Here is a 19,675-nt window from a genome sequence, read left to right on the forward strand (position 1 = left end):
GCGGAAACGTGACGAGTGAACTTCTCTCGATGGATCGCAAGACGGACGCTCTCAAAGAGAGATCGCCCTTCGCCTTGCGCTAAACGCTGGAGAAACCATGCAACGTCACGTTCCGGTACAACTTGGCAGGCGTGTTGTACTGGGGGGTGCGGGCGTGCTCGCGGTAGCGGGCCTCGTCGGATTACCACTGTCCGCCCAGGCGGTCGTCACCGTTCAGTACCGTCATCCATTCAGGAATCCAGATCTGGTCGATGGTTTCGCTAAGGCTCCGGCGGTCAACAATTCGGGCCGTTCGCACAACGGGCTCGACTATGCGCAGCCAGCGGGAGTAGCCGTTCCAGCGGTCGCCGACGGCACGGTCGTCGTGAGCGAGCGGAATAGGGCATTCGGAAACGTGGTGGTCATCTCTCACGCCGACGGTTACTTCTCGGGCTACTGCCACTTGATCAATCCCGGTCTGAGTGTCGGAACATCCGTGACTCGGGGTCAGACCATCGGGAACGTCGGAGACACGGGCGACCAGTCGGAGGGGAACCGTCTTCACCTCACGATGGCAACCACGGCCTCCGGCTATACCGGTGCAACTGTCGTCGATCCGTATGCCTTTATCAGTGCGCGACTCGACGCTGTCTCGATCCCCGACTCCGTGGACACGACACGATTCACCGTGAGCGCCGTTCCGCACCCGTCCGGTGTGGACGTGTTCTGGCGTGGGAGCGACGAGGATCCCCAGCTTTACCACCGTTATCAGAGAGCAAGTGGCTGGAGCGAGAATCTCCCACTGGGTGGCGGGCTTGCCTCGGCACCAACCGTTCTCCTCGCGGAGAGCACCATCGACGTGTTGTACGTGAGTCAGACCGGATCACTACGCCACAACTATTTCAACGGCACCGACTGGACTGGGGACTCCCCTATCGCAGCTGGTCCCTCGGTCACAGGCAGAATCAGCGCGGTTCGCCGTCAGAACGGTGACGTCGACGCCTTCTGGCGCGGGTCGACCGGATTGCTCGGACACGCCTACGCGATCGACGGAGTCTGGAGTGCCGGCGGGAGCCTCGCATCCGGTCTTATCGCCGACCCTTTCGCGGTGGTCACCACCTCCGGTGTAGTGAACGTGTACTACGCAGGACCCGACGCGCAACTCCTCCACATCTACAGCCAGCCGGACGGATGGTCCTCGAGCGCGGCACTGCCCGCCGACGAGAACGTCGCAGGCACACCGAGCGCTATCGCGAAAAACGGAAAGGTCAACCTCTTCTGGCGGAGTACTTCGGGCAACCTTGTCCAGTCCTCCTTCGACGGTACCCGCTGGCAGAAGACTGGATCCGCTCTCGCATCTGGGCTGACCGTTGATCCCGTCGCGGTCTCCACAGGCAGCGGTGACCAGCTCGACGTGTTTTACGGGAACGCTTCACGAAACCTCACGCACGTTGGGTACTCGACCGAATGGTCCGCTCCCTCAGACTTGCCCGGCACCTCCAGTATCTCCACACCGGCGATCTCCGCGATCTCGCCGTCAAGCGGGCTAGAGAACGTGTTCTGGCGCGGCAGCGACGGGCGTCTCACCCAGTCGACCTGGGATCCTGCGACGGGCTGGGGACCCTCCGAGCCGCTCTAACCGCGCACTGAGGTGCCCGATATGGTCGTCGCCCGCGGCGTGTTGAAGAATTCTTGGGCGCCTCAGCGGGGTGCGGGTTCGCTACTCGCGTCGAGGGTCATTTCGGTCGTCTGCTGTTTCCCTAACGGGGGAGGTTCATGCGCGGGCTTGCGCCCCGTCGGGCGAGTACCGAGGTGTTGACTGGGCGAACGATTGAGCGCTTCGGCGCGGCAGGGGCAGCGCCACACGGTGGCGCGAGGGGGAGGACGGATGCGGCACACCGATCGCTCTCGCGACCGGACGCTCCAGGGTGCGCTCCTCGTCGGCATCGCTCTCATGGCGGCCGTTGATGAGATCGTGTTCCACCAGATCCTCGCCTGGCACCACTTCTACGACCGCTCGACCCCGGCGATCGGGCTGGCGTCTGACGGGCTGCTGCACGCAGCGGAAGTGCTCGCGCTCGTCGGCGGCTTCTTCCTCCTGGCCGACGCCCGGCGACGGACGCCGCTGCGCCCTCCGACGGTCATCGCCGGCGTCCTGACGGGGGCAGGACTGTTCCAGCTGTGGGACGGAGTCATCGACCACAAGGTGCTTCGCGTGCACCAGGTGCGTTACGACGTCGATCTGCTGCTCTACGACACCGTGTGGATCGCCTCCGGCGCGGCGCTGCTGGCCGTCGGGCTCGCGCTCCTCGCACGTCTGCGGACCTGGTCGGCGTGATCGGCCACTCCGCGCACGGGCTGCTTGATCCCGGCGTTCTCCTGCTCGTGCCGCTCACCGCGGTGGCTGTGCTCGCGACGGGCGCCGCCGCGGCCGAGCGCCGACGGGGGCGGCCGTGGCCACTCCGGCGCTCAGTGCTGCTGCTCGCCGGTCTCGCGGTCTCGGCGCTCTGTTTCGTGGGGCCGCTCGCCCAGTGGTCGCACACGGATCCGCGCGGGGCGATGCTGACGCACCTCGGGTTGGGCATGCTGGCACCGCTCCTGCTGATGTCGTCGGCGCCCGTCACGCTCGCCCTGCGCGCGCTCGACGTGACCGCCGCCCGCCGCCTGTCGCGACTCCTGCGCAGCCGCCCGGCGCGAGTGCTTACGCACCCGGTCACGGCACTGCTGCTGTCGACCGGCTCGCTCTGGGTCGTGCACGCGACCGGTTTGCTCACGGCGGCCCACGCCGATCCGCTGTTGCACCTCGCGCTCGGGGTGCACTTCCTGCTCAGCGGCTGCCTGCTGACAGCGGCGCTCGTCGGAGTGGATCCGAATCCGCATCGCGCGTCGTTCGCCCTGCGCCTCGGCGTGCTCGGGGTGGGCATCGCGGCGCACGCCCTGCTCGCGACCGTCCTCTACGCCGAGGCCGTGTCGGAACTCGACCGGCAGGCGGCGCTGCTCCTCTACTACGGCGGCGACGCCCTCGAGATCGCCCTCGCAGCCCTCCTGTGCGCCCGCCAGTACTCGGCCACGTCTCCCGCCCGAATCCCGCCCCGAGAGATGCCTCTTGGGTACGCGACACGCCGAGGGAGATGAACACAGGTGGCATCTCGTGCGCCCGGAAGGGTGAGCGGATCGGCCTTTGTGGTCGGCAGTCCGTTTAGGGGCGACCAGCGGGCCGACCGGCGTTCGGAGGTCTCGGGGGACGATCCCGTCGCCGCCTCCGCGGTCTACTCCCAGGCGTACGGCGGAGGAGAATTCCGTGTCGCCCCGGCGCAGCACAATTTCTCGTACCGCTACGCCGTGCGCGGCAGCGAGCGCGTGACTCTGCGCACCTCTGACTGCTCCGGATCGCTCATCGGCCGTGTGCCGCACCTGCGCGAATACGTCGTCGGCTGGTTCCGGGCGGGCGGCGGACGACTGGACCTGCCGCCCTTGTCCCGTTCGGGTGCGCTCTCGATGCCGTTCCTGTTGCCTGCGGAGCGACACTTCGGACTCGAGTTCGAGCCGCACCGGCTGAACCTGATCCACTTCGCTCCCGAGTTCCTCGAGGATGTCGCGACGGAGATACACGCGGGGCCCCGTCAGCCGATCTCGTTCGATTACGGAGCAGCCGCGGACCCCTGCGTCCTAGCGCGCTGGCAGGCCGCGGTCTCCACCGCGACCGCCGCGCTGGCGACGGCGACGCTCACTCCGCTCGTGCGCTTCACCGCTGAACTCGACCTCGCTCGTGCGCTGCTCCTGCTGTTCCCGTGGCGGGCGTGGGACGTGCCGGCCACGCTGCGCCGGCCCTCCGGGTCCCGTACTCGGGCGGCGCTGGACTTCCTGCAGCATCACGCGCACGAACCAATCACCCCGGCCGACGCCGCGCGCGCTGCCGGGCTGCACACCCGCACCCTGCAGCAGGCGACGAAGCGGCATCTCGGAGTGTCGCCCTCGGTCTATCTGCGCGACATTCGGCTCGACCGGGCCCACTCCGATCTGGCGGCGGGGGACCCTTGCTCGACGACGGTTGCCGCGGTGGCGCGCGAGTGGGGCTTCGGGAACCTCGGCCGGTTCGCGAGCGCCTACCGTGTGCGGTTCGACGAAAAGCCGAGCCAGACACTTCGACGCTGACGGTCAGCGTGAGCCGCACCGATGGTCTCCCGCGGAAATGAGGACGTCATCACTTGTCCGCACGTCGATCGGCGTCCGAGACGGCTCGACGGACTCCTGCCAGCGTCCGGAGATGGCCCTGTACCCTCTCGGCGAACGTCGGGCAGGAGGCATCACGGAGGGCCGCAGCAAGCGGCTTTCCTTTCCTGCTCTGCCAGTACGCGCGCTGCGCATGTGTCACCCGCATCACCTGCACGGGTGCCCCGTCATCAATGAGCACGAAGAAGTCATCCGCCCGGTATACCTCGTAGAGCGCGTCGTCGCTGGTCTGCAAGCCGCTGTCATTCGTCAGTAAAATGTCAGCGCCGGACCCGAGAGTCGCGGCATGGACGTGACGATCGTCAGGGTCGGAGCCAGGATAGGGAACGGTCCCGTCGAAATCAGTGAGTACCTCGTCGATGAACTCTACGATTCTCGCCCGCCGATCAACGACCAGTCGACCTGGCGCGTCAGGACGCATTCGTCGTAATGAGTACCCGACCTCGGCGAGCACGTCCTCACTTGTCACGAGCGAGAACATTCGCCCTGTCTCTGCGCGGAGCAGGAAAAGCCAGTCCATCAACGTGCGCGACAGAAAGATGTTCGCGTCAACGAAGATGCGTGAGGTCATAGCGCCGATGTCTCGGGCTCAGCCGAGATTCAGCTCATCGTCGATCCGACGCAACTCGTTCAACGCAGTGACTCTTGCCTCACTCCGTACACGAACAAACTCTTCGACGTCCGCTGACTTGAACCGCGTATGGGTACCGACTTTCACCGACGGAAGAAGTCCTTCACGCGCCATCTTCATGAGCGTCGGTCGAGACACGCCAACACGATCGGCAGCGACGGTCGATGTCAGCTCATCCGGTTGCGCCGATATCGAGAATGTAGCGCCCTCCGCTGCCTGCTCGAGTATCCCGAGAAGAAAGCGCGACACGTTCTCTTGAAGCTCGATGGTGCGGTCGCCGACTCGAACGGTGAAGGTGCTCACCTGCTCGTCTCGCGCGTTGCGGACGACTTCGGCCGCTTCGCTTTGAACGGCATGAGTGTTTGCCGGTGCCGCGACCGAAAGCGTTCTCGTCATCTCGTTCTTCCCTCATCGTGCGTCTTTTCAACTGACGACTCCGCTTATAGTACTGACTTTCAGTTGCAAGTGCAAGTTTGGTCGCGTGACACGCGCCCTCACTCCAGCTGGGCACGGTTGCGCAGTGCCGCACGTAGGCTTCGGGAGCTGCGGAATCCGGTGCGGCCCGCGACGTCCTCCCAGTCGAGCAGGTGGGTGGACCGGCCGGCGGCCAGACGTCGCACGACGAGCAGTCGTGCCCGCTCGATCTCGGCGCGTGGGGTGGATCCGGCTGCGGCGAACGCCTCGAAGAGTCGGCGCTCCGAGATGGACACGTGGGAGGCGAGCGTGGCGACTGTCAGCGCCTGGTCGGTGCAGCGCTCGTGGATGATCCGCCTGGCCTGCCGGACGATGTCCGCCTCTGCCCGCGACGTCATCGTCGCCGAGCGGCCCGCCTCGAGAAGGGTCCCCGCCGTGATCGCCTCCAGGGCCAGCATCCAGAGATGCCAGCCCGGACCGGCCGTCGGGAAGGCGGAAAGGAAGGCGTTGCTGCTCGCGACCAGGAACCGTGTCGATCCGGTCGCCGGCAGCGCGAGTGCCCCCCAGAGGCCGCAGAGCTCGAAGCGCCGCTCGAAGTCCTCGCCGAGCGCGATCTCGATCGTACCGGTCGATCCGCCCGTCTCGAGCGTCACTCCGACGCCCGCTCGACGCAAGTAGCCCTCGCCTTTCGCGACGGTGAACTGGGCGGGTCCAGCCACCACCCCAAGGCTGCCCTCGAGGACGAGAGTGATTGCCAGGTCGTCCACCGCGTCGTGATCCCGGGTCCGCAGCCGGGAGAAGGAGTGCCACATTCGGGCCACCGTCAGTCCGTCCGAGCGGACGACGTCCGCGAACACGCGGCCCGTCGGCGGGTCCTCGACGACGTCGAAACCGTTCGCGTGTAGCCAACTCGCGGCGGCTCGGCCGGTCGCCCCCACACCCCGTTCGATCACCACCCCGTTCGTGCTCTGGGTGGCCCCCTCACGCGCACGGTGCATTTCTTCTCCTACTTCTTCTCTTGTCGCGGAGTGACCCTAGGAGACCGGAATCGGAGGATTCGAGGATTGAACGCCTTTCTGCGGATAATGCGACGAGAAGCTGCGGAAGCGCCGTGCGGGAAGCCGTTTGAGCAGCACTGTTGCTGAGTGCCTGCGCAGAGAACGCCCGGGCCAGGGGCCGGCGATACTTCCGGTCCGTTCCTTCACTCCCCAAGGAGACGCAATGACTCATGACCTCACCGGCCCGACGAAGGACATCGTCCTCGGCGACGGCTGGAGCATCGAAGACAACTTGGCCGCGAATCCCGGCCGACGCACGCTCGTCTCGGCCGCGATCTGGACCGTGCCCGCGGTGGGCGTGGCGATCGCCACTCCGGCGGCGGCTGCGTCCGGCTCTGGGGCCGCCGCGAACGCGCAGCCAGCGAGGGCGGATCTGCGGACCACCTACGTCGCCTGGAATGCGCAGGGCGGGCAGCAGGACGTCCCGGCCGACGCCACATTCCACGCGGACAACGGCCTCTTCGTTCACGCTAAGGCGGTCAACGACGGCCCGGATACCATTACAGGCGTCAGGGTCTACCTCTCTCTCCCGCACTACAGTATCCAAATGAATGGCGCCCGCCCGCACTTTCCCGTCGCTGGAAGCGGCTGGGACTACGTAATGAATTACATGGACGCCGGCGACAACCGTAGGTGGGTGTTCGCCTTCCAAAACGCTTCGCTGACACTCGCGCCCGGTCAAACCGCTGAGGTGGTTATCAATTTCTGGACAATTCCTGACGCCGGCCGCACCGAGGACGGGATCAAACCCTTCGTCGTCTTTGGATTGACTAACGCAGAGGAGACCAACCCTGGGAACAACGGGAAGCTGACGGATAACAGCTTTAACGTGCACACCTGATTCGGCGCATCGTGAGAGGGGCTCCGTGCGGCGGGGCCTCTCTGCGTGCATCGGTGGTCTGCCTTCATCATGTGAGCGGTCCCTCCTCGTTGCTCTCGGAAGGCGACCAGGGGTCCCAGTCGCTCGCCGAAACCGACCATAAGAGGTGGGAGTGCAGGAAATCTAGGGTCGGACGCTTTTGCGCAGAAGCGGTGACGGGAATCTGCGGAAGCACCGCGCAGGAGGCCTCGGTCGCCGCACTGTTGCCGAGCGCCTCTGCAGAGAGTGGCTCGGGCGCGAGACCCGGGACGATCCTGGTCTCTCTCTGATCCCTCGAGGAGAGGCAATGACTGACGATCTCGCCGGCCCGACGAAGGATATCGTCCTGGGTGACGGTTGGAGCATCGAGGACCCCTCGGCCCCGAATTTCGGCCGACGTACGCTCGTCGCGGCCTCCACGTGGACCGTACCCGCGATGGGGGTCGAGGTTGACACCTCCGTGGCGGCTGCGCCCGTCACCCTTCCTGTGCGCGGCGCTGAGGACGCCCCGGACCTCACCGCACGGTAGAAACAGAAGAGGGCCGATCTGGTCTACTTTCCTGCTGCCTGAATACGGCAGGGCGGACCGGAAGACGTTTCGGCGAAAGATACGTTCGCCGCGGACCCCGGCCTTCCCGCAATCACCAGCTTCGCCTCTGGCGCCGGACGTCGGACAGGACGTCGCCCGCTGGCTCTCCACAACCGGCGCGGACTACTTCGCACACTGCGCGAGGCTTGCCCGCCGCATCGCCGTGCTTTCCGAGCGCGACGAAACCCTCCGCTCGCCTGGTTCTTCGTGCGGGGCCTCCCACTGCTTGACGCCCCCGCGCGGCCACCGAAAACTTCACCACAGCCGTCGGCGGATGCCCCACCCAGGACGCCGACGTCGTGTGTCGCCTCCAGATGCTCACCACCGCCCGAGCGACCACTACCGAATCCACTTGAACAGTGCCTCCCGCCGCGCTACGCGCGAAGGGCATCAGCAAGGACCAATAGAGTTGTCTGCGTGCACATCATGTTTGTCGATGAGAGCGGTACCGCTCCGGCCCACCAAGTACAACTCGGTGAAGGTCATTGCCGTGGTCGTCGACACCGTCCGTGCGTATAAGCAAACGCACATTAAAGATTAAGTGTCAACGGCATGATCGTCGCCGACAACCGAAATAACGACCAGGACGACCGCCTCAAGGAGTTTCACCAGAGGTTGCTCGCCGGCGGCAAGCATATGTCTAACTACAGCAGTTTTCCGAGCAGAAGCCCGCGGAGACAAGCGCTTTGCTGACCAACTCGATTCCGCCTTCCGCCGCTCCCCAACGGGGAGTGTCGAAGGATACGGGCTCGTCCATGTCCCCCATCGCTGAAAAAAGACGCCGTGTTGAGTTTTCACTCAAACCTGCAAGTATCGGCGCAGTCACGTCGTACTTTTATTCTAGACCATCGGTGCTTCCACCGCCTCCTCTGCGCCCTCGGCGAACGCCTTCCGTACTCCAGCCTTCGCCCAGTCTGCTCGACCCCGCGGCGGGATAGGTCTTCGCCGCCGGCCTCGTCGCGCTCATCGTCGTCCTCAACGCGTTCAAGCCCCACATCAACCTCCGGTGAACGACGCAGGCCGACCCGAACCGGGCCATCTCACGCGAGGTGAAGGATCCCCACCCGGGTGCTCCGGTGTTCGACCACACCGACCACGGCCAGACCCACGGCGCGCGAAACCGAGCGAGTTCGGCGCGCCAGGCGGCGACGTCCGCCGCCGTTTGTCTGTTCTGCTCGTAGTCGGTGAGGCGATCCTGAATCTCCCCAACCCACCCGTTGAAGCGGCTTACGATGATCGAGCGCGCCGACCTCTGCCTTGAACGCCGCAATCTTCTCCACCACGCTTCTCCACCACGCCGTCACTGTCGGAGAAGTCACTCTCGTCAAGAGACAGGGTAGAGACCACGGAGCGAAGCCGGTTGAAATCACTCGAAGAGGTCATGGATCGGGCAGTACCCGAGCCGGTTCGAGTACCGGTAGCTCTCGGTACCTCAGGGGCCGTCACGCCCGCACGCAACTGGCCGGAATACGCATCCGTCGTCGCTCTTCCCTGCACCTTGGCTGAATTACCGGGACGACCGGTGCGCGCGTCGCGTCCTGATGATGTGCCACGGATTGTGAGCATCGCGGCCTCGTCGGCCTCGCCCTCAGCCATCAGGAGAAAGCCATGACCACCACCGCTCCCACCACCAGTTCGTCCGCCAAGCAGGGCACAGCCACCTCCGCTGGCAAGAACACGATTGCCGACGGCGTCGTGGAGAAGGTGGCCGGCATCGCGGCCCGCGAAGTGCCGGGCGTGCACGACCTCGGCAACGGAGCCGCCCGCGCTCTCGGCGCGATCCGTCACGCGATCAACGCGCAGGATCGCGGCCAGGGCATCTCGGTCGAGGTCGGTGAGAAGCAGGTCGCGGCCGACGTCACCGTCGTGGCCGAGTACCCGGTCGCGTTGCAGAAGCTCGGCGACAACATTCGCTCCGCCGTGTCCGAAGCCATCTCCTCGGTCGTCGGCATGGAGGCCACCGAGGTGAACGTGACCGTCTCCGACGTGCACATCCCCTCGGACGATAAGGACGACAAGGATGACGAGTCCGAGAGCCGGGTCCAGTGACATCGTCCCTTCTCGGCCGTCCCGCGCGACGCTGCTGGAGTGCGTCGGCGCGGCGCAGACGAGCATCCGCTCGCGCTGCCGCATGTGCACGGGCTCCGCGGTCGGCCGCGTCGGCGCGGCGGCTGCGCCGGCCTTTGCGCGCGAAGGAGGGTGTCGTAGCGTCCCCCAGTACTGTCAGCCGCACCGTGCGACCGTGCCCGGTGCGGCGCCCGACGCGCTCGTCCCCCTCCGGAGCCGTGATCATGCTCGCTGCCCTGCTCCTCCTCCTGTTCGCGTGGCTCGGCACGGAGGCGGTGCTTGCCGTCGTCGCGCAGCCCGTGCTCCTTGTCACTCCGCAGGACGGAGCGTCGGCCGTGGTCGGCGCGGCTGCCGCCCCTATCGCGCTGACCGCGGCGGCGGGCGCCGTGGCCGCGCTGATTGGGCTAGTCCTGATCGTCGTGTCGTTCGCACCTGCCTGCCGCGCGGCTGCTCGCGGGTGTGCCTGATCGAGAAAAGGGGACGGTCCTGACCGTCCGGCCTGCCCTTCCGACCGGGAGGGCAGGGAAGGGTCCGCTCTGGCGGGTTCATCGCCGTTATAAGGAGCACACATGTCCGATCCGATCGAGCTCGACGCCGAGTGCTCGCGATCCGGGGGAGGAGCGGTGGCGACCGAGAGCCGGATCGCGACCGCTGCGGCCACGAGCGCCGAACGCGTGCCGGGCGTCCACTGCCTGGGCGGCGCCGTGGCGCGCGGGCTCGACCGCGCCTCCCGCCGCGTCCTGGGGACGAGCACGCGGCCCGGAGTGACGGTCGCGACGATCGCCGGCCACACCACCGTCGACATCGACCTCGTTGTCGAGTACCCGCATCCGGTGTGCGACGTGCTGGATGCCGTGCGGGAGCGGGTGCAGCGTGTGGCGGAGCCGGTCGCCGGGACCCGCGTCATCGTCAACGTCGCAGCGACCGACATCCACGGGCCATTCGATCAGGCTGAGACTTCCTGAGGTCCGCCGGGTGAGCCGATGGCGTGGCCCGGGTGAGCCGATAGCGTGGCCCGGATGAGCACAGATTACCTCCGCGCCTACGACGATCAGCTGCGCTCCGACGCCGAGACGCCGAGCGCTCTCTCCGTGACTCGCGAGGGGCCGCTGCGCCTGGTGACCTTCGCGGGCGGACGCGGCTTCGTCACCTACCGCGACCTTGGCGGCGCGGACGCGGGCGAAATCGCGGGTCTGGTTGCGGCCGCGCGCGCCCACTTCGAGGCCGATACCGGCATCCGCAAGGTGGAGTGGAAGGCCCGCGGCCACGACGCCGCTCCCGGATTGCACGAGGCCCTGCTCGCGTACGGGTTCGCGCAGGGGGAGCCCGAGTCGATCATGATCGGCCCCGTCGAGGCGCTGCTGTCTGAGCGGTCGATCCCCGGTGCCGTCGTGCGCCGTGTGGTCGACGAGCACGACGTGCGGGCGATGAGCGCCATGATCGACGCCGCGTTTGGCGAGGACACTGACGTCGACATCGCCGACGCGCTGGTGGCCCGGCTCGCGCGCGGCGACGGCATGGAGTTGTGGGTCGCCGAGGTCGACGGCCGGATGGTGTCGGGCGGCCGGCTCGAGCCGGTGCCCGGCACCGACTTCGCGGGCATCTGGGGCGGAGCGACGCTGCCGGATTTTCGCGGACGCGGACTCTACGGGGCGGTCACGGCCGCCCGCGCCGCCGCCGCGCTGGCGCTGGGGAAGACCCTCGTGCACAGCGACTCGACCGAGTACTCGCGTCCCATTCTCGAACGCGCAGGCCTCGTCCGCGTCTCGACGACGACGCCGTACGTCTGGCGCCGCTGATCCGGTCTGCGCGCTACCTGGCTATCGGGCGGGTCAGTTCGGCGACGAGATCTCGAGCGCGATGTTGTCGGGGTCGCGGAACTTCAGGATGCTCTGCGGTCCCGTGTCCTTGATTGGCTCGTGTGCGATGCCGAGCGCGTCGAGTGCCTCTGCCGCAGCCTTCAGCGCGTCCAGGTCGGCGACGGCGAAGCTCAGGTGGTCGAGTCCGACGCGGTCCTCGTCGAAGCTGTCGCCCGCGGCAGCAACGGGTCGCAGCCCGAGCAGTCCGCCCGGGAACTGGTAGATCACGCCGCCGAAGAGGAACGCGAGCTGCGCCTTCTGCTCCTCGGGAGCATCCTCCGCAGGTGCCTCAAAGGCGACCTTGAACCCGAAGACGGAGTCGTAGAAGGCGCGTGAGACTGCGATGTCGCGGACGGTCAGGAAGCCCGATCGAGTTCAGTCGAGTTCCGTCGGACGCGGCGGTTCGGCCAGCAGGACCCGCGCCGCCATCCCGATCACCGCGCTGTAGGTGGGGTAGGCGAAGCGGACGTTTGCGAGGGTTGCGAGATCGACTCCCGCGGCCATCGCGGTCGTCACCGACTGCACGACCTCGATCGCGTTCTCGCCGACGGCGTGCGCGCCGAGCAGCAGTTCGCGGCGCCGGTCCGAGATGAGGGTGAGGAACCCGCTCTCGCGGTCGTCGATGACGGCGCGATCCACTCTGGAGAACGGTACGGAGGCGACGACGCACAGCGGATCGCGCTCGCGGGCCTGCTCCTGCGTGAAGCCGACGCCCGCGTAGTCCGGGTCCGTGAATCCGCCGGCGGGGAGGAGGAACTGCGGGGTGCGCCGGTTGGCGCCGAGCACCGCGTTCTCGGCCGCCGCCTCCGCCTCGAACTGCGCCGCCTGCACGAGCATGTCGCGCCCGTTCGCGTCGCCGACGGCGAAGATGTGCGGGACGACGGTGCGGAAGTACTGATCGACCGGGATTGCCGAGCGCACGACGTCGATGCCGACGTTCCCGAGCCCGAGATCCTCGACGTCGGCGGGCCAGCCGGTCGCCATGATCACGACATCGACGTCGATGGTCCGGGAGTCGCCGCCCTCGCGCCAGGTGATCGCGAGCGCACCGTCGCTCGTGCGCTCGATGCCCGCGACCGTCTCGATGCCCGTGTGCACGCGCACGCCCTGCCGCTTGAAGGCGCCCGCGATGTGCTCGGAGATGCTGGAGTCTGAGGTCATCAGGATCCGCGGCGCCACGTCGAGCAGCGTCACCTCCGAGCCGAAGGCGTTGAAGACGGTGACGAGCTGGGCGCCCGTGTTGCCGCCGCCGATCACTGCGACACGCCGGGGTAGCTCGGTGAGGCTGAGCACGTCCTCCGGGACCGTGGCGAACTCGGCGCCGGGGATCGGCAGGCGTCGGGAGTGGCCGCCGACGCAGATCATGATCGAGCGCGCGCGGATGCGGCGGCCGCTGTCGAGCACGAGCGTGCTCTCGTCGGCGAAGCGGGCGCGGCCCTCGTGGATCAGGTCGACCCCCGCCTCCTCACACCGCTGCGCCTCGCGCTTGATGGAGCGGACTTTGTCGACCCGCGCGTGCACGTGGCGCACCGTGGTCGTCCAGTCGAGGGTGGGGGTACCGACGTCGATGCCGTACTCGCCGGCGGAGCGGGCCTCGCGCATCATCCGCGCGGTCTTCGCGAGCACGCGGGTGGGCACGCAGCCCGTGTTGACGCAGGTGCCGCCGACGCGGGCGGCCTCGAGCACGACGACCCGCGCTCCAAGTTCTGGCGCGCGGAGGGCGGCCGCGGTCCCGGCCGGCCCCGCTCCGATGACGGCAACGTCGTAGTCGTCCTGAATGGTGTTCACGGCATCCTCCGGTGGTCGGTGTGCCTGCATCCTGCCCTGTGCCGATCGGGGAACCCCCAACCGTCGAGGGCTGCGGGCATGTTCCACGGCACCGCAGGAATCGAAGCGTTGTTCCTACGAGGTCGTCGTGAGCTCGATGCGCTCGCTCGCCTTCGCACGGACCTCGACGTGGTCATTGGTCATGACGATCTCGTCGACGGACTGAGTGATCCGGGTGTCGGGGGCTTCGAGAAACGTCCGAAGCCACGTCTCTTGAGCGCCGGATTCAGCGAAGCACCCGAGGTAGGTCTGGCCAGGTGTGCCTTCGGCCTGCCACTGGAGAGGATTCGACGTGCGGTATTCGAGTGCATAGCTCAGAGCGTTGCACGGCGAATCAACGACGAGGACCGTGCTGCCGTTGAGATCGCTCACCTCGAAGGTGACCGGCTTTTCTTGCAGCCACTCGACGCGGCTTCCGTTCTCCGTCGCCGCGGTACTCGCATAGAACCTGCCCGTCGCGTCTCCTCGGTCGAGAGACGAAGGCGATGCGGTTGCAGTGGGCGGTGTGGTCGCTGGCCCAGCGCAGGCGCTGACAAGAAGAACTGCCGCCGTGGTGACGGTGCAGGCTCGCAGAACGGTGAGCACGCCTAACTCGGTCATAGCTGTCTCGCTGACGTCACATGATGTGGCTGGCGGGGACGAGCTGGTAGCCGCCCTCGATCGAGCCGTCGGGATGGAGGATGACCTGAGTGTAGACGGGGGAGCCGTCGAGCAGGGCGGTGCCGCTGATGCGCAGAGGCTCGCCGGCCCAGAAGGCGTCGGCGCCGGTGCAGCTGGCCGCAAAAGTGGCGTCGGGGCGCTCGAGCGCGAGGCAGAGGGCGGATGGGTCCGGAGCGGTGATCAGGACGCGGTCATCCTGCACGGTGTCGAAAGCGGGACTGTAGACCGGGGCATCGCCGGCGAGGAGCGCGAGACCGGCGGGGATGTCGGTGGTGGGCTCCCAGCGGGCGACCAAGGTGGCGAAGCGGTCGGCGGGCACAGCGGAGGCAGTGGGCGCGCCGCTCGGCCCGGCGGTCGGCGGGAGGAGGACGGCGGACGTGGCGAGGGCGCCGAGCGCGACTCCTCCGGCGACGGCGACGGCGAGGAGGAGGCCGCGGCGGCGGGTTGGGGGTGCGTCGGGCGCCACCGCAGCCTTCTGGGCGGAATCCTCTCCGAGAGCGCGGAGGCGACGCAGGGCTTCGGCACGCTGGTCGCGGTCGTTGTCACTGGGCCGGGCAGAGAGGATCCGCTCGAGTTCCCGGCGTTCGTCGTCCTCGGCCTGCACTCCGTCAGTATGGCGGCGTGTCCGCCGACCCGCCGCACCCAGATGGCCCGCCGCACCCAGATGGCCCGTCGCACCCAGATGGCCCGGCGCGGCGAGATGGCCCGGCGCGGCGCGGCGGAGGCTCAGCCGGACGGGTTCTCGACGGGGTTGCCCTCGGGGTCGGTCGCCGTCTCGGGGTCGATCTGCTCGGGATCGGTGGTCTGCGGGTCCTCGGGAGTGTTCTTCTCGGTCATCGGATCCTCCTTGTCACTCAATGCGGAACATGCGGACTCTTGTCACCCTACGACGCGCCCACCCACGTCCGCCCCTGCTTGACTCCGCCCCGTCCGGGACGCAGGACTGGGTCGCCGCCGCAAGGGCTGGAGGTGCGCTCACCCGCTTCGTAGGGTGAGCGCACCTGAGACGAGGAGCCGCAGCGCCACATGATGACCCGCACCACTGTCACCATCGAGGGCAAGGCCTACCGTCTCTCGCAGGGGACCGATGTCGACCGTCTCAAGAGATCGGCGACCGAGGCGACGCAGGCGGGCGGCGGCCTGATCGACTTCGTCATCGTCGGCAACCGGTGCGTCAGCGTCCTCATTTCGAGTGGAGTGCCGGTGATTTTCGAGGAGGTCGAGGTGCTGCGCGACGACCGGGACACCGGCGATGTGCACAAACCGTGGGACGATGTCGATTACCTCGACTGACCCGATCCTCCCGCCGCCTTCGTACGGTCGGGCGCCAGACGTCTGGGGGGCGCCGCCGGCTGGACCCGGCGTCCCTCGGACACCCGGGTTGCTGCTCAACTCCGCCGGACCTACTCCGATCCGGACCTACTCCGACCAGTGCGCGCACTCGGCCAGCTCGCCCGCCACAAGCGTCTGCGCGGCGGAGGCGAGCGCCGTCTGCACTCGATCGACAGGGATCCGCAGCAGCTCCGCGATGCAGTCGATGTCGTGTCCGCCAGTGTGCCGCAGCAGCCAGCACTGGCGTTCGATGGTCGGCAGGGCGTGCAGACGGCGGTGAAAGCCGGAGCGCAGGAGGTCGTCCTCATCCAGCACGGGTGGAGCCGGCTCAGTCTGCTCGAGAGTGCCGCGCTGGAGGCTGACGCGGCCGATCTCGGCGCGAGCGAGGTCCAGCGCGCCCTTCTCGTCGAGCCCGGAGGGCCGGCCGGTCCGCAGGGTGGCGGCGGTGTGGCGCAGGGCCGCCGCGGCTGCGTCCTCAGAGAGGGTCAGGCGGTACGCGTAGGCGTAGAGGCCGGTGCCGCGGTTCTCGAGGACGTGCCCTGCCAGGAGGTCGCATTGCCGTTGCCCGGTCGCGGCGACGGGCCTCCCCTCTGCGGTCACGTCTTCAGCGGTCACGGTCTCTCCTTGGCATTGCGCGTCCCGATCCGGATCCGCGTTGCAGCCGATGCTAGAACGGTGCGAACGTGCGTTCGACCCTTGACTTCTCGGGATGTATCCGAACTCGGCCCAGGAAAACGCTTCCCCGCGGGGTCTTCACACAAGAGCGGAGCGCTCTCACTCCCGAGCGGACAGGATGCACAACTCGTTGCCCTCCGGATCGGCCAGTACCACCCAGGAGCGCTCGCCCTGGCCGATGTCGACCCGTGTCGCACCGAGGCCGACAAGCCGCGCCACCTCCGCCTCCTGGTCGTCGGGCACGAAGTCGAGGTGCAGCCGGTTCTTGAGCGTCTTGCGCTCGGGCACGTTCAGGAAGAGCAGGCTGGGGCCGCGGCCGGAGGGGGCGAGCAGCTCGATCCCGTCGTCGTCCTCGTCGACGAGGTCCCAGCCGAGCGCCTCCTGCCACCAGTGCCCGACGGCGCGGAAGTCAGTGCAGTCGACAATGATCTCTTCGAGACGGAGGGCCATGTCTCGACGCTAATCCGCGCAATGCGGATCGGGGAAGGGGCGGATCGGGGAAGGGGCGCACCGGCTGTCCTCGACGTGCCGAATCGGCACGATCAGTGGTGTGATCGACGTGGGAGCGGCATCGTCGGTTCGGGCGACATCCGCCGGAGACGAGGACCCGCATGAGCACTCCACGTGAGCACTGGGAGGCGCGCTATGCCGACTCCGACCGCATCTGGTCGGGTCGGCCGAACACCGCGCTCGTCGCCCTCGTCGGCGAGCTGCCGCCCGCGCGAGCGCTCGACCTCGGCGCGGGCGAGGGCGCCGACGCTCTCTGGCTTGCCGCTCTCGGCTGGCGGGTCACCGGCCTCGACCTCTCCGAGACCGCCCTCGTCAGGGCGCGGGAGGCGGCGGCTGCGCAGGGCGCCGACGTCCTCTTCGTGCAGGCCGACCTCGCCGGGGAGTGGCCGGTGACGGGGCCGTTCGAGCTGGTCACGGCGAGCTTCCTGCACTCGATGGTCGAGTTCCCGCGCCTCGACGTCCTGCGCCACGCGGCGTCGGTCGTCGCGCCGGGCGGTCACCTCGCGGTCGTCTCGCACGCCGCGCCTCCGCCCTGGGCGAGTGGCGACGAGCATCGGCACGGCGCGATGCACCTGATGGGACCGGAGGAGGAGTTCGAGGCGCTCGCGCTCGATCCGGCCCGGTGGACGCCACGCGTGGTCGAGACTCGCGCGCGGCCGGTGACCGCCCCGGACGGGGGTGCCGCGACGCTCGTCGACGGCGTGTTCCTCCTCCAGCGCACCGCCTAGCTTTCAGTGCACTGCTTAACTTTTTCAGTGCACTGCTTAACTTTCAGTGCACTGCTTAACTTTCAGTGCACCGCTTGACTGCGGCTGCCGCCCTGCCTCCGGCGTCAGGCCCTGTCGTGCAGGGTGATGTGGTAGCCGTCAGGGTCGGTAAAGGTGAAGGTGCGGCCGAAGGGGCCGTCGACCGGAGCGGCGACGATGCCGTGACCGTCGGCGGCGAGGGCATCGTGGATGTCTTGCACCCCGGTGGCGTGCAGCCAGATTGCCGCGCCGACGCCGGGGTGCGGCGCGGCATTGAGGTCGGTACCCGGCATGATGTCGCGCAGGGCGAAGGCGATCGGGGTCGTCGTGAAGACGACGGCGTGGGGCGGTCCGGCGGGGGAGCGGACGAGGCCGAGGTAGCGCTCATAGAACGCCTGGGAGGCATCGAGGTCGCGGACCTGGAGCGAGACGAAGTCGGGGCCGGTGACGGGCATGGCGGGTTCCTCCTGAGTGATGTCAATCTGCTGACACGTCCTAATGTATGTCAGGAATCTGACATCGGTCAAGGTGCGTGTCAAAATGTTGACATGAACGGTGGTATCGACCTGGAGACCTCGCTCGGCTATCTCCTGAAGGAGGCGTCGAGTGCTTTGCGCGCCGCGATGGAGGCGGTGCTGCGCCCACTCGGCATGAGCGTCACGCACTACTCCTGCCTTGAGCTGCTAGCCCAGCGGCCCGGCCTGTCCAACTCCGAGCTGGCGCGCGGTGCGTTCGTCACCCGGCAGTCAATGAACGTGCTGCTGCAGACTCTCGAGCGCGACGGGATCGTGACGCGCCCCGCGGAGGCGCCGGTCGGCAAGGCTCTGCCTGCCCGGCTCACCCCGCGCGGCAGACGCAGCCTGGCGGAGGCATCGGCGGCGGTCCGCTCCGTTGAGCTGCGGATGCTGAGCGAGCTCGGCGAGGACGAACGGGAGGCGGCGAGCCGGGTGCTGCGGAGCATGATCCGTTCGCTACGCGAGACCGAGCGGCGAGGCTGATCCGACGTTCAGCGCCATTCGGGTCCCTTTCACCGGCGTCCGCCTACCCTCGTGCTCGTCCACCAGTGACCCCGGTAGTGCACTGACCGGACTTCACACCGAAAGGAACCACACGATGACCGAGCACGACGTTCCCCTGATCACGGTGCCGCTGGGCCGACCGGTCGCGGTCGAGGCCCTGCGCTACACCGCCATGTTCGGGCCGCGGCCGTTCCCGGAGGCGCTGCTGATCCTCTTCGACAACGGCTCGTACAAGATCCTCTCCCCGGGCGAGGATCACTTCGGCAGCTACGTGTCGGCGACCGGTCCCGGGGAGGCGCTACGGCACATCGCCTTCCTGTCGTGGCCGTCCGCCGACTGGGATCGGAACGTCGCGTCGCACACCCTCACGTTCGAGCCGGACACCGGCGCGTTCATCCAGACGCTCCGGCTCCCCGCGCAACCCATCCCGCACGCGCAGCACGGGTACGCTGCGGCGGTCGAGGCGCCAGAGACCGTCGACCTCCACGCGTCGTGGGATCAGGTCAGGGCGACGTACGACGCCGTGTTCGCGGAGCTGCTCAAGCGGGCTACGCAGCACTGAGCCGAGCGCTCGTCCGTCACCGAGGTTGAGGGAAAGCACTCAGGCGGCTGAGGAAACACCTGCCCGGCGTCCTGCTGAGCAGATGTCATCCCTGCGGTGCAGCCGGATGGGACGAGCGGGCGATGCCCGCCGCCCGCAGACCCGGAAGGCTGTCTTCGGCGTCGCGGCACCCGCCCGATCACCTTCCGCACTGGAGGCGCCACCCGTCGATCAGTGAGGCGCACGGATGAGTGGAGCGGCTGGACCCGCCGAGAGGGCCGCGACGCCGTCGGCGGAGCCGACCCGTCTCAGGCTCGCCCACATCGACTTCTGGTCGGCGGCGAAGATCGCGTTCCTCCTCGGGCTTGCCGGGGCGATCATCCTGATCGTCACGGTACCCGTCGGCTATGCGGTGCTCGCCAGCACAGATGCCTTCGCCCATGCCGATGCTCTGTTCCGGCAGCTCGCCGGAGCTAGTGCGGAGGATATGCAGGTGATCCCGTCTCTGCCGCAGGTGATGGGCTTCACGGTCATCGTGGGCGTGCTGAACACGATCGTCAGTACGGCACTCGGCGCCACCGCTGCTCTGCTGTACAACCTGGCTGGCACGATCGTCGGCGGGGTGAGCGTCGGCTTCTCCCGCCGATGAGCCCGCCGCTCCGAGGCGATGGGCTCA

25 protein-coding genes are annotated in these 19,675 nt (G+C 67.9%); 15 read left to right on the forward strand and 10 right to left on the reverse strand.

The annotated features are described in order from the left end of the window. The first annotated feature begins 154 nt into the window (after positions 1-154). From HRF29_RS10010 to HRF29_RS15350, 4 genes are all read left to right on the forward strand, one after another. The gene (locus tag HRF29_RS10010) at positions 155-1,618 is read left to right on the forward strand and encodes a peptidoglycan DD-metalloendopeptidase family protein (RefSeq protein WP_173248340.1); all 1,464 of its coding nucleotides are present in this window, start codon (positions 155-157) and stop codon (positions 1,616-1,618) included. A gap of 249 nt (positions 1,619-1,867) precedes the next feature. Next, positions 1,868-2,317 (forward strand): DUF2243 domain-containing protein, encoded by a 450-nt coding sequence (locus HRF29_RS10015; RefSeq protein WP_173248342.1) that lies wholly within the window; start codon positions 1,868-1,870, stop codon positions 2,315-2,317. Further along, positions 2,314-3,114 (forward strand): cytochrome c oxidase assembly protein, encoded by an 801-nt coding sequence (locus tag HRF29_RS10020; protein ID WP_173248344.1) that lies wholly within the window; start codon positions 2,314-2,316, stop codon positions 3,112-3,114. The genes HRF29_RS10015 and HRF29_RS10020 overlap by 4 nt, the downstream gene beginning before the upstream one ends. 6 nt (positions 3,115-3,120) lie before the next feature. Next, a complete protein-coding gene (locus HRF29_RS15350; RefSeq protein WP_222929637.1) occupies positions 3,121-4,134 on the forward strand; it encodes a helix-turn-helix transcriptional regulator in 1,014 nt (337 codons plus the stop codon). 49 nt (positions 4,135-4,183) lie between these two features. Here the strand turns inward: HRF29_RS15350 and HRF29_RS10030 are convergent, their stop codons facing one another. The 3 genes from HRF29_RS10030 to HRF29_RS10040 all read right to left on the reverse strand — a co-directional run bounded on the left by HRF29_RS10030 (position 4,184) and on the right by HRF29_RS10040 (position 6,255). After that, positions 4,184-4,783, reverse strand: a complete 600-nt coding sequence (locus tag HRF29_RS10030) for a PIN domain-containing protein (protein WP_173248348.1) — start codon at positions 4,781-4,783, stop codon at positions 4,184-4,186. A gap of 18 nt (positions 4,784-4,801) precedes the next feature. Further along, complete coding sequence (locus tag HRF29_RS10035; protein ID WP_173248350.1) at positions 4,802-5,239, reverse strand: helix-turn-helix domain-containing protein; 438 nt, start codon at positions 5,237-5,239, stop codon at positions 4,802-4,804. A gap of 98 nt (positions 5,240-5,337) precedes the next feature. Continuing rightward, positions 5,338-6,255, reverse strand: coding sequence for a hypothetical protein (locus tag HRF29_RS10040; protein WP_173248352.1), 918 nt, complete (start codon positions 6,253-6,255; stop codon positions 5,338-5,340). Positions 6,256-6,478: 223 nt separating this feature from the next. Between HRF29_RS10040 and HRF29_RS10045 the strand changes: the two genes are divergently transcribed. From HRF29_RS10045 to HRF29_RS10070, 6 genes are all read left to right on the forward strand, one after another. Beyond that, positions 6,479-7,156, forward strand: a complete 678-nt coding sequence (locus tag HRF29_RS10045; protein WP_173248354.1) for a hypothetical protein — start codon at positions 6,479-6,481, stop codon at positions 7,154-7,156. Between the two features lie 325 nt (positions 7,157-7,481). Then, positions 7,482-7,703: a hypothetical protein gene (locus tag HRF29_RS10050; protein WP_173248356.1), complete on the forward strand. Its 222-nt coding sequence runs from the start codon at positions 7,482-7,484 to the stop codon at positions 7,701-7,703. Between the two features lie 1,668 nt (positions 7,704-9,371). Then, complete coding sequence (locus HRF29_RS10055) at positions 9,372-9,812, forward strand: Asp23/Gls24 family envelope stress response protein (RefSeq protein ID WP_173248358.1); 441 nt, start codon at positions 9,372-9,374, stop codon at positions 9,810-9,812. A gap of 200 nt (positions 9,813-10,012) precedes the next feature. Further along, positions 10,013-10,297 (forward strand): hypothetical protein, encoded by a 285-nt coding sequence (locus HRF29_RS10060; protein ID WP_173248360.1) that lies wholly within the window; start codon positions 10,013-10,015, stop codon positions 10,295-10,297. Positions 10,298-10,399: 102 nt separating this feature from the next. After that, the gene (locus HRF29_RS10065) at positions 10,400-10,795 is read left to right on the forward strand and encodes an Asp23/Gls24 family envelope stress response protein (RefSeq protein ID WP_173248362.1); all 396 of its coding nucleotides are present in this window, start codon (positions 10,400-10,402) and stop codon (positions 10,793-10,795) included. Positions 10,796-10,849: 54 nt separating this feature from the next. Further along, positions 10,850-11,629 carry a GNAT family N-acetyltransferase gene (locus tag HRF29_RS10070; protein WP_173248364.1) on the forward strand — a complete coding sequence of 260 codons (780 nt, stop codon included), beginning with the start codon at positions 10,850-10,852 and terminating at the stop codon, positions 11,627-11,629. A gap of 33 nt (positions 11,630-11,662) precedes the next feature. On the opposite strand, the gene HRF29_RS10075 is transcribed toward HRF29_RS10070, so the two are convergent. From HRF29_RS10075 to HRF29_RS10090, 4 genes are all read right to left on the reverse strand, one after another. Continuing rightward, complete coding sequence (locus HRF29_RS10075) at positions 11,663-12,049, reverse strand: VOC family protein (protein WP_173248696.1); 387 nt, start codon at positions 12,047-12,049, stop codon at positions 11,663-11,665. A gap of 15 nt (positions 12,050-12,064) precedes the next feature. Next, entirely contained in the window at positions 12,065-13,477 is a 1,413-nt protein-coding gene (locus HRF29_RS10080) for a dihydrolipoyl dehydrogenase family protein (RefSeq protein WP_343043715.1), read from the reverse strand. Positions 13,478-13,591: 114 nt separating this feature from the next. Then, a complete protein-coding gene (locus HRF29_RS10085) occupies positions 13,592-14,116 on the reverse strand; it encodes a hypothetical protein (RefSeq protein ID WP_173248367.1) in 525 nt (174 codons plus the stop codon). Positions 14,117-14,132: 16 nt separating this feature from the next. Next, entirely contained in the window at positions 14,133-14,780 is a 648-nt protein-coding gene (locus HRF29_RS10090) for a hypothetical protein (RefSeq protein ID WP_173248369.1), read from the reverse strand. Between the two features lie 422 nt (positions 14,781-15,202). Here HRF29_RS10090 and HRF29_RS10095 point away from each other — a divergent pair, with 422 nt between their 5' ends. Beyond that, positions 15,203-15,469: a hypothetical protein gene (locus tag HRF29_RS10095; RefSeq protein ID WP_173248371.1), complete on the forward strand. Its 267-nt coding sequence runs from the start codon at positions 15,203-15,205 to the stop codon at positions 15,467-15,469. Positions 15,470-15,595: 126 nt separating this feature from the next. Here the strand turns inward: HRF29_RS10095 and HRF29_RS10100 are convergent, their stop codons facing one another. Together HRF29_RS10100 and HRF29_RS10105 are read right to left on the reverse strand one after the other, a co-directional pair. Continuing rightward, positions 15,596-16,123 (reverse strand): RNA polymerase sigma factor, encoded by a 528-nt coding sequence (locus tag HRF29_RS10100; protein WP_173248373.1) that lies wholly within the window; start codon positions 16,121-16,123, stop codon positions 15,596-15,598. Between the two features lie 159 nt (positions 16,124-16,282). Beyond that, entirely contained in the window at positions 16,283-16,633 is a 351-nt protein-coding gene (locus HRF29_RS10105; protein ID WP_173248375.1) for a VOC family protein, read from the reverse strand. A 161-nt stretch (positions 16,634-16,794) separates the two neighbouring features. Between HRF29_RS10105 and HRF29_RS10110 the strand changes: the two genes are divergently transcribed. Continuing rightward, positions 16,795-17,421 (forward strand): class I SAM-dependent methyltransferase, encoded by a 627-nt coding sequence (locus HRF29_RS10110; protein WP_173248377.1) that lies wholly within the window; start codon positions 16,795-16,797, stop codon positions 17,419-17,421. A 104-nt stretch (positions 17,422-17,525) separates the two neighbouring features. Here the strand turns inward: HRF29_RS10110 and HRF29_RS10115 are convergent, their stop codons facing one another. Next, a complete protein-coding gene (locus HRF29_RS10115; RefSeq protein ID WP_173248379.1) occupies positions 17,526-17,894 on the reverse strand; it encodes a VOC family protein in 369 nt (122 codons plus the stop codon). 93 nt (positions 17,895-17,987) lie between these two features. Here HRF29_RS10115 and HRF29_RS10120 point away from each other — a divergent pair, with 93 nt between their 5' ends. The 3 genes from HRF29_RS10120 to HRF29_RS10130 all read left to right on the forward strand — a co-directional run bounded on the left by HRF29_RS10120 (position 17,988) and on the right by HRF29_RS10130 (position 19,648). Next, complete coding sequence (locus HRF29_RS10120; protein ID WP_173248381.1) at positions 17,988-18,437, forward strand: MarR family winged helix-turn-helix transcriptional regulator; 450 nt, start codon at positions 17,988-17,990, stop codon at positions 18,435-18,437. A 115-nt stretch (positions 18,438-18,552) separates the two neighbouring features. Continuing rightward, positions 18,553-19,020, forward strand: coding sequence for a hypothetical protein (locus HRF29_RS10125; RefSeq protein ID WP_173248383.1), 468 nt, complete (start codon positions 18,553-18,555; stop codon positions 19,018-19,020). 226 nt (positions 19,021-19,246) lie between these two features. After that, positions 19,247-19,648: a DUF3566 domain-containing protein gene (locus HRF29_RS10130; protein ID WP_173248385.1), complete on the forward strand. Its 402-nt coding sequence runs from the start codon at positions 19,247-19,249 to the stop codon at positions 19,646-19,648. Positions 19,649-19,675: the final 27 nt, after the last annotated feature.

The organism is Rathayibacter agropyri, from assembly GCF_013249015.1.
Lineage (GTDB): Bacteria > Actinomycetota > Actinomycetes > Actinomycetales > Microbacteriaceae > Rathayibacter > Rathayibacter agropyri.

Bases quoted from the DNA above. Each gene is read 5' to 3' on its own strand.
- HRF29_RS10015 (WP_173248342.1), top strand. From the start codon at position 1,868: ATGCGGCACACCGATCGCTCTCGCGACCGGACGCTCCAGGGTGCGCTC.
- HRF29_RS10030 (WP_173248348.1), bottom strand. From the start codon at position 4,783: ATGACCTCACGCATCTTCGTTGACGCGAACATCTTTCTGTCGCGCACG.
- HRF29_RS10035 (WP_173248350.1), bottom strand. From the start codon at position 5,239: ATGACGAGAACGCTTTCGGTCGCGGCACCGGCAAACACTCATGCCGTT.
- HRF29_RS10040 (WP_173248352.1), bottom strand. From the start codon at position 6,255: ATGCACCGTGCGCGTGAGGGGGCCACCCAGAGCACGAACGGGGTGGTG.
- HRF29_RS10045 (WP_173248354.1), top strand. From the start codon at position 6,479: ATGACTCATGACCTCACCGGCCCGACGAAGGACATCGTCCTCGGCGAC.
- HRF29_RS10050 (WP_173248356.1), top strand. From the start codon at position 7,482: ATGACTGACGATCTCGCCGGCCCGACGAAGGATATCGTCCTGGGTGAC.
- HRF29_RS10055 (WP_173248358.1), top strand. From the start codon at position 9,372: ATGACCACCACCGCTCCCACCACCAGTTCGTCCGCCAAGCAGGGCACA.
- HRF29_RS10065 (WP_173248362.1), top strand. From the start codon at position 10,400: ATGTCCGATCCGATCGAGCTCGACGCCGAGTGCTCGCGATCCGGGGGA.
- HRF29_RS10070 (WP_173248364.1), top strand. From the start codon at position 10,850: ATGAGCACAGATTACCTCCGCGCCTACGACGATCAGCTGCGCTCCGAC.
- HRF29_RS10085 (WP_173248367.1), bottom strand. From the start codon at position 14,116: ATGACCGAGTTAGGCGTGCTCACCGTTCTGCGAGCCTGCACCGTCACC.
- HRF29_RS10095 (WP_173248371.1), top strand. From the start codon at position 15,203: ATGATGACCCGCACCACTGTCACCATCGAGGGCAAGGCCTACCGTCTC.
- HRF29_RS10105 (WP_173248375.1), bottom strand. From the start codon at position 16,633: ATGGCCCTCCGTCTCGAAGAGATCATTGTCGACTGCACTGACTTCCGC.
- HRF29_RS10110 (WP_173248377.1), top strand. From the start codon at position 16,795: ATGAGCACTCCACGTGAGCACTGGGAGGCGCGCTATGCCGACTCCGAC.
- HRF29_RS10115 (WP_173248379.1), bottom strand. From the start codon at position 17,894: ATGCCCGTCACCGGCCCCGACTTCGTCTCGCTCCAGGTCCGCGACCTC.
- HRF29_RS10120 (WP_173248381.1), top strand. From the start codon at position 17,988: ATGAACGGTGGTATCGACCTGGAGACCTCGCTCGGCTATCTCCTGAAG.
- HRF29_RS10125 (WP_173248383.1), top strand. From the start codon at position 18,553: ATGACCGAGCACGACGTTCCCCTGATCACGGTGCCGCTGGGCCGACCG.
- HRF29_RS10130 (WP_173248385.1), top strand. From the start codon at position 19,247: ATGAGTGGAGCGGCTGGACCCGCCGAGAGGGCCGCGACGCCGTCGGCG.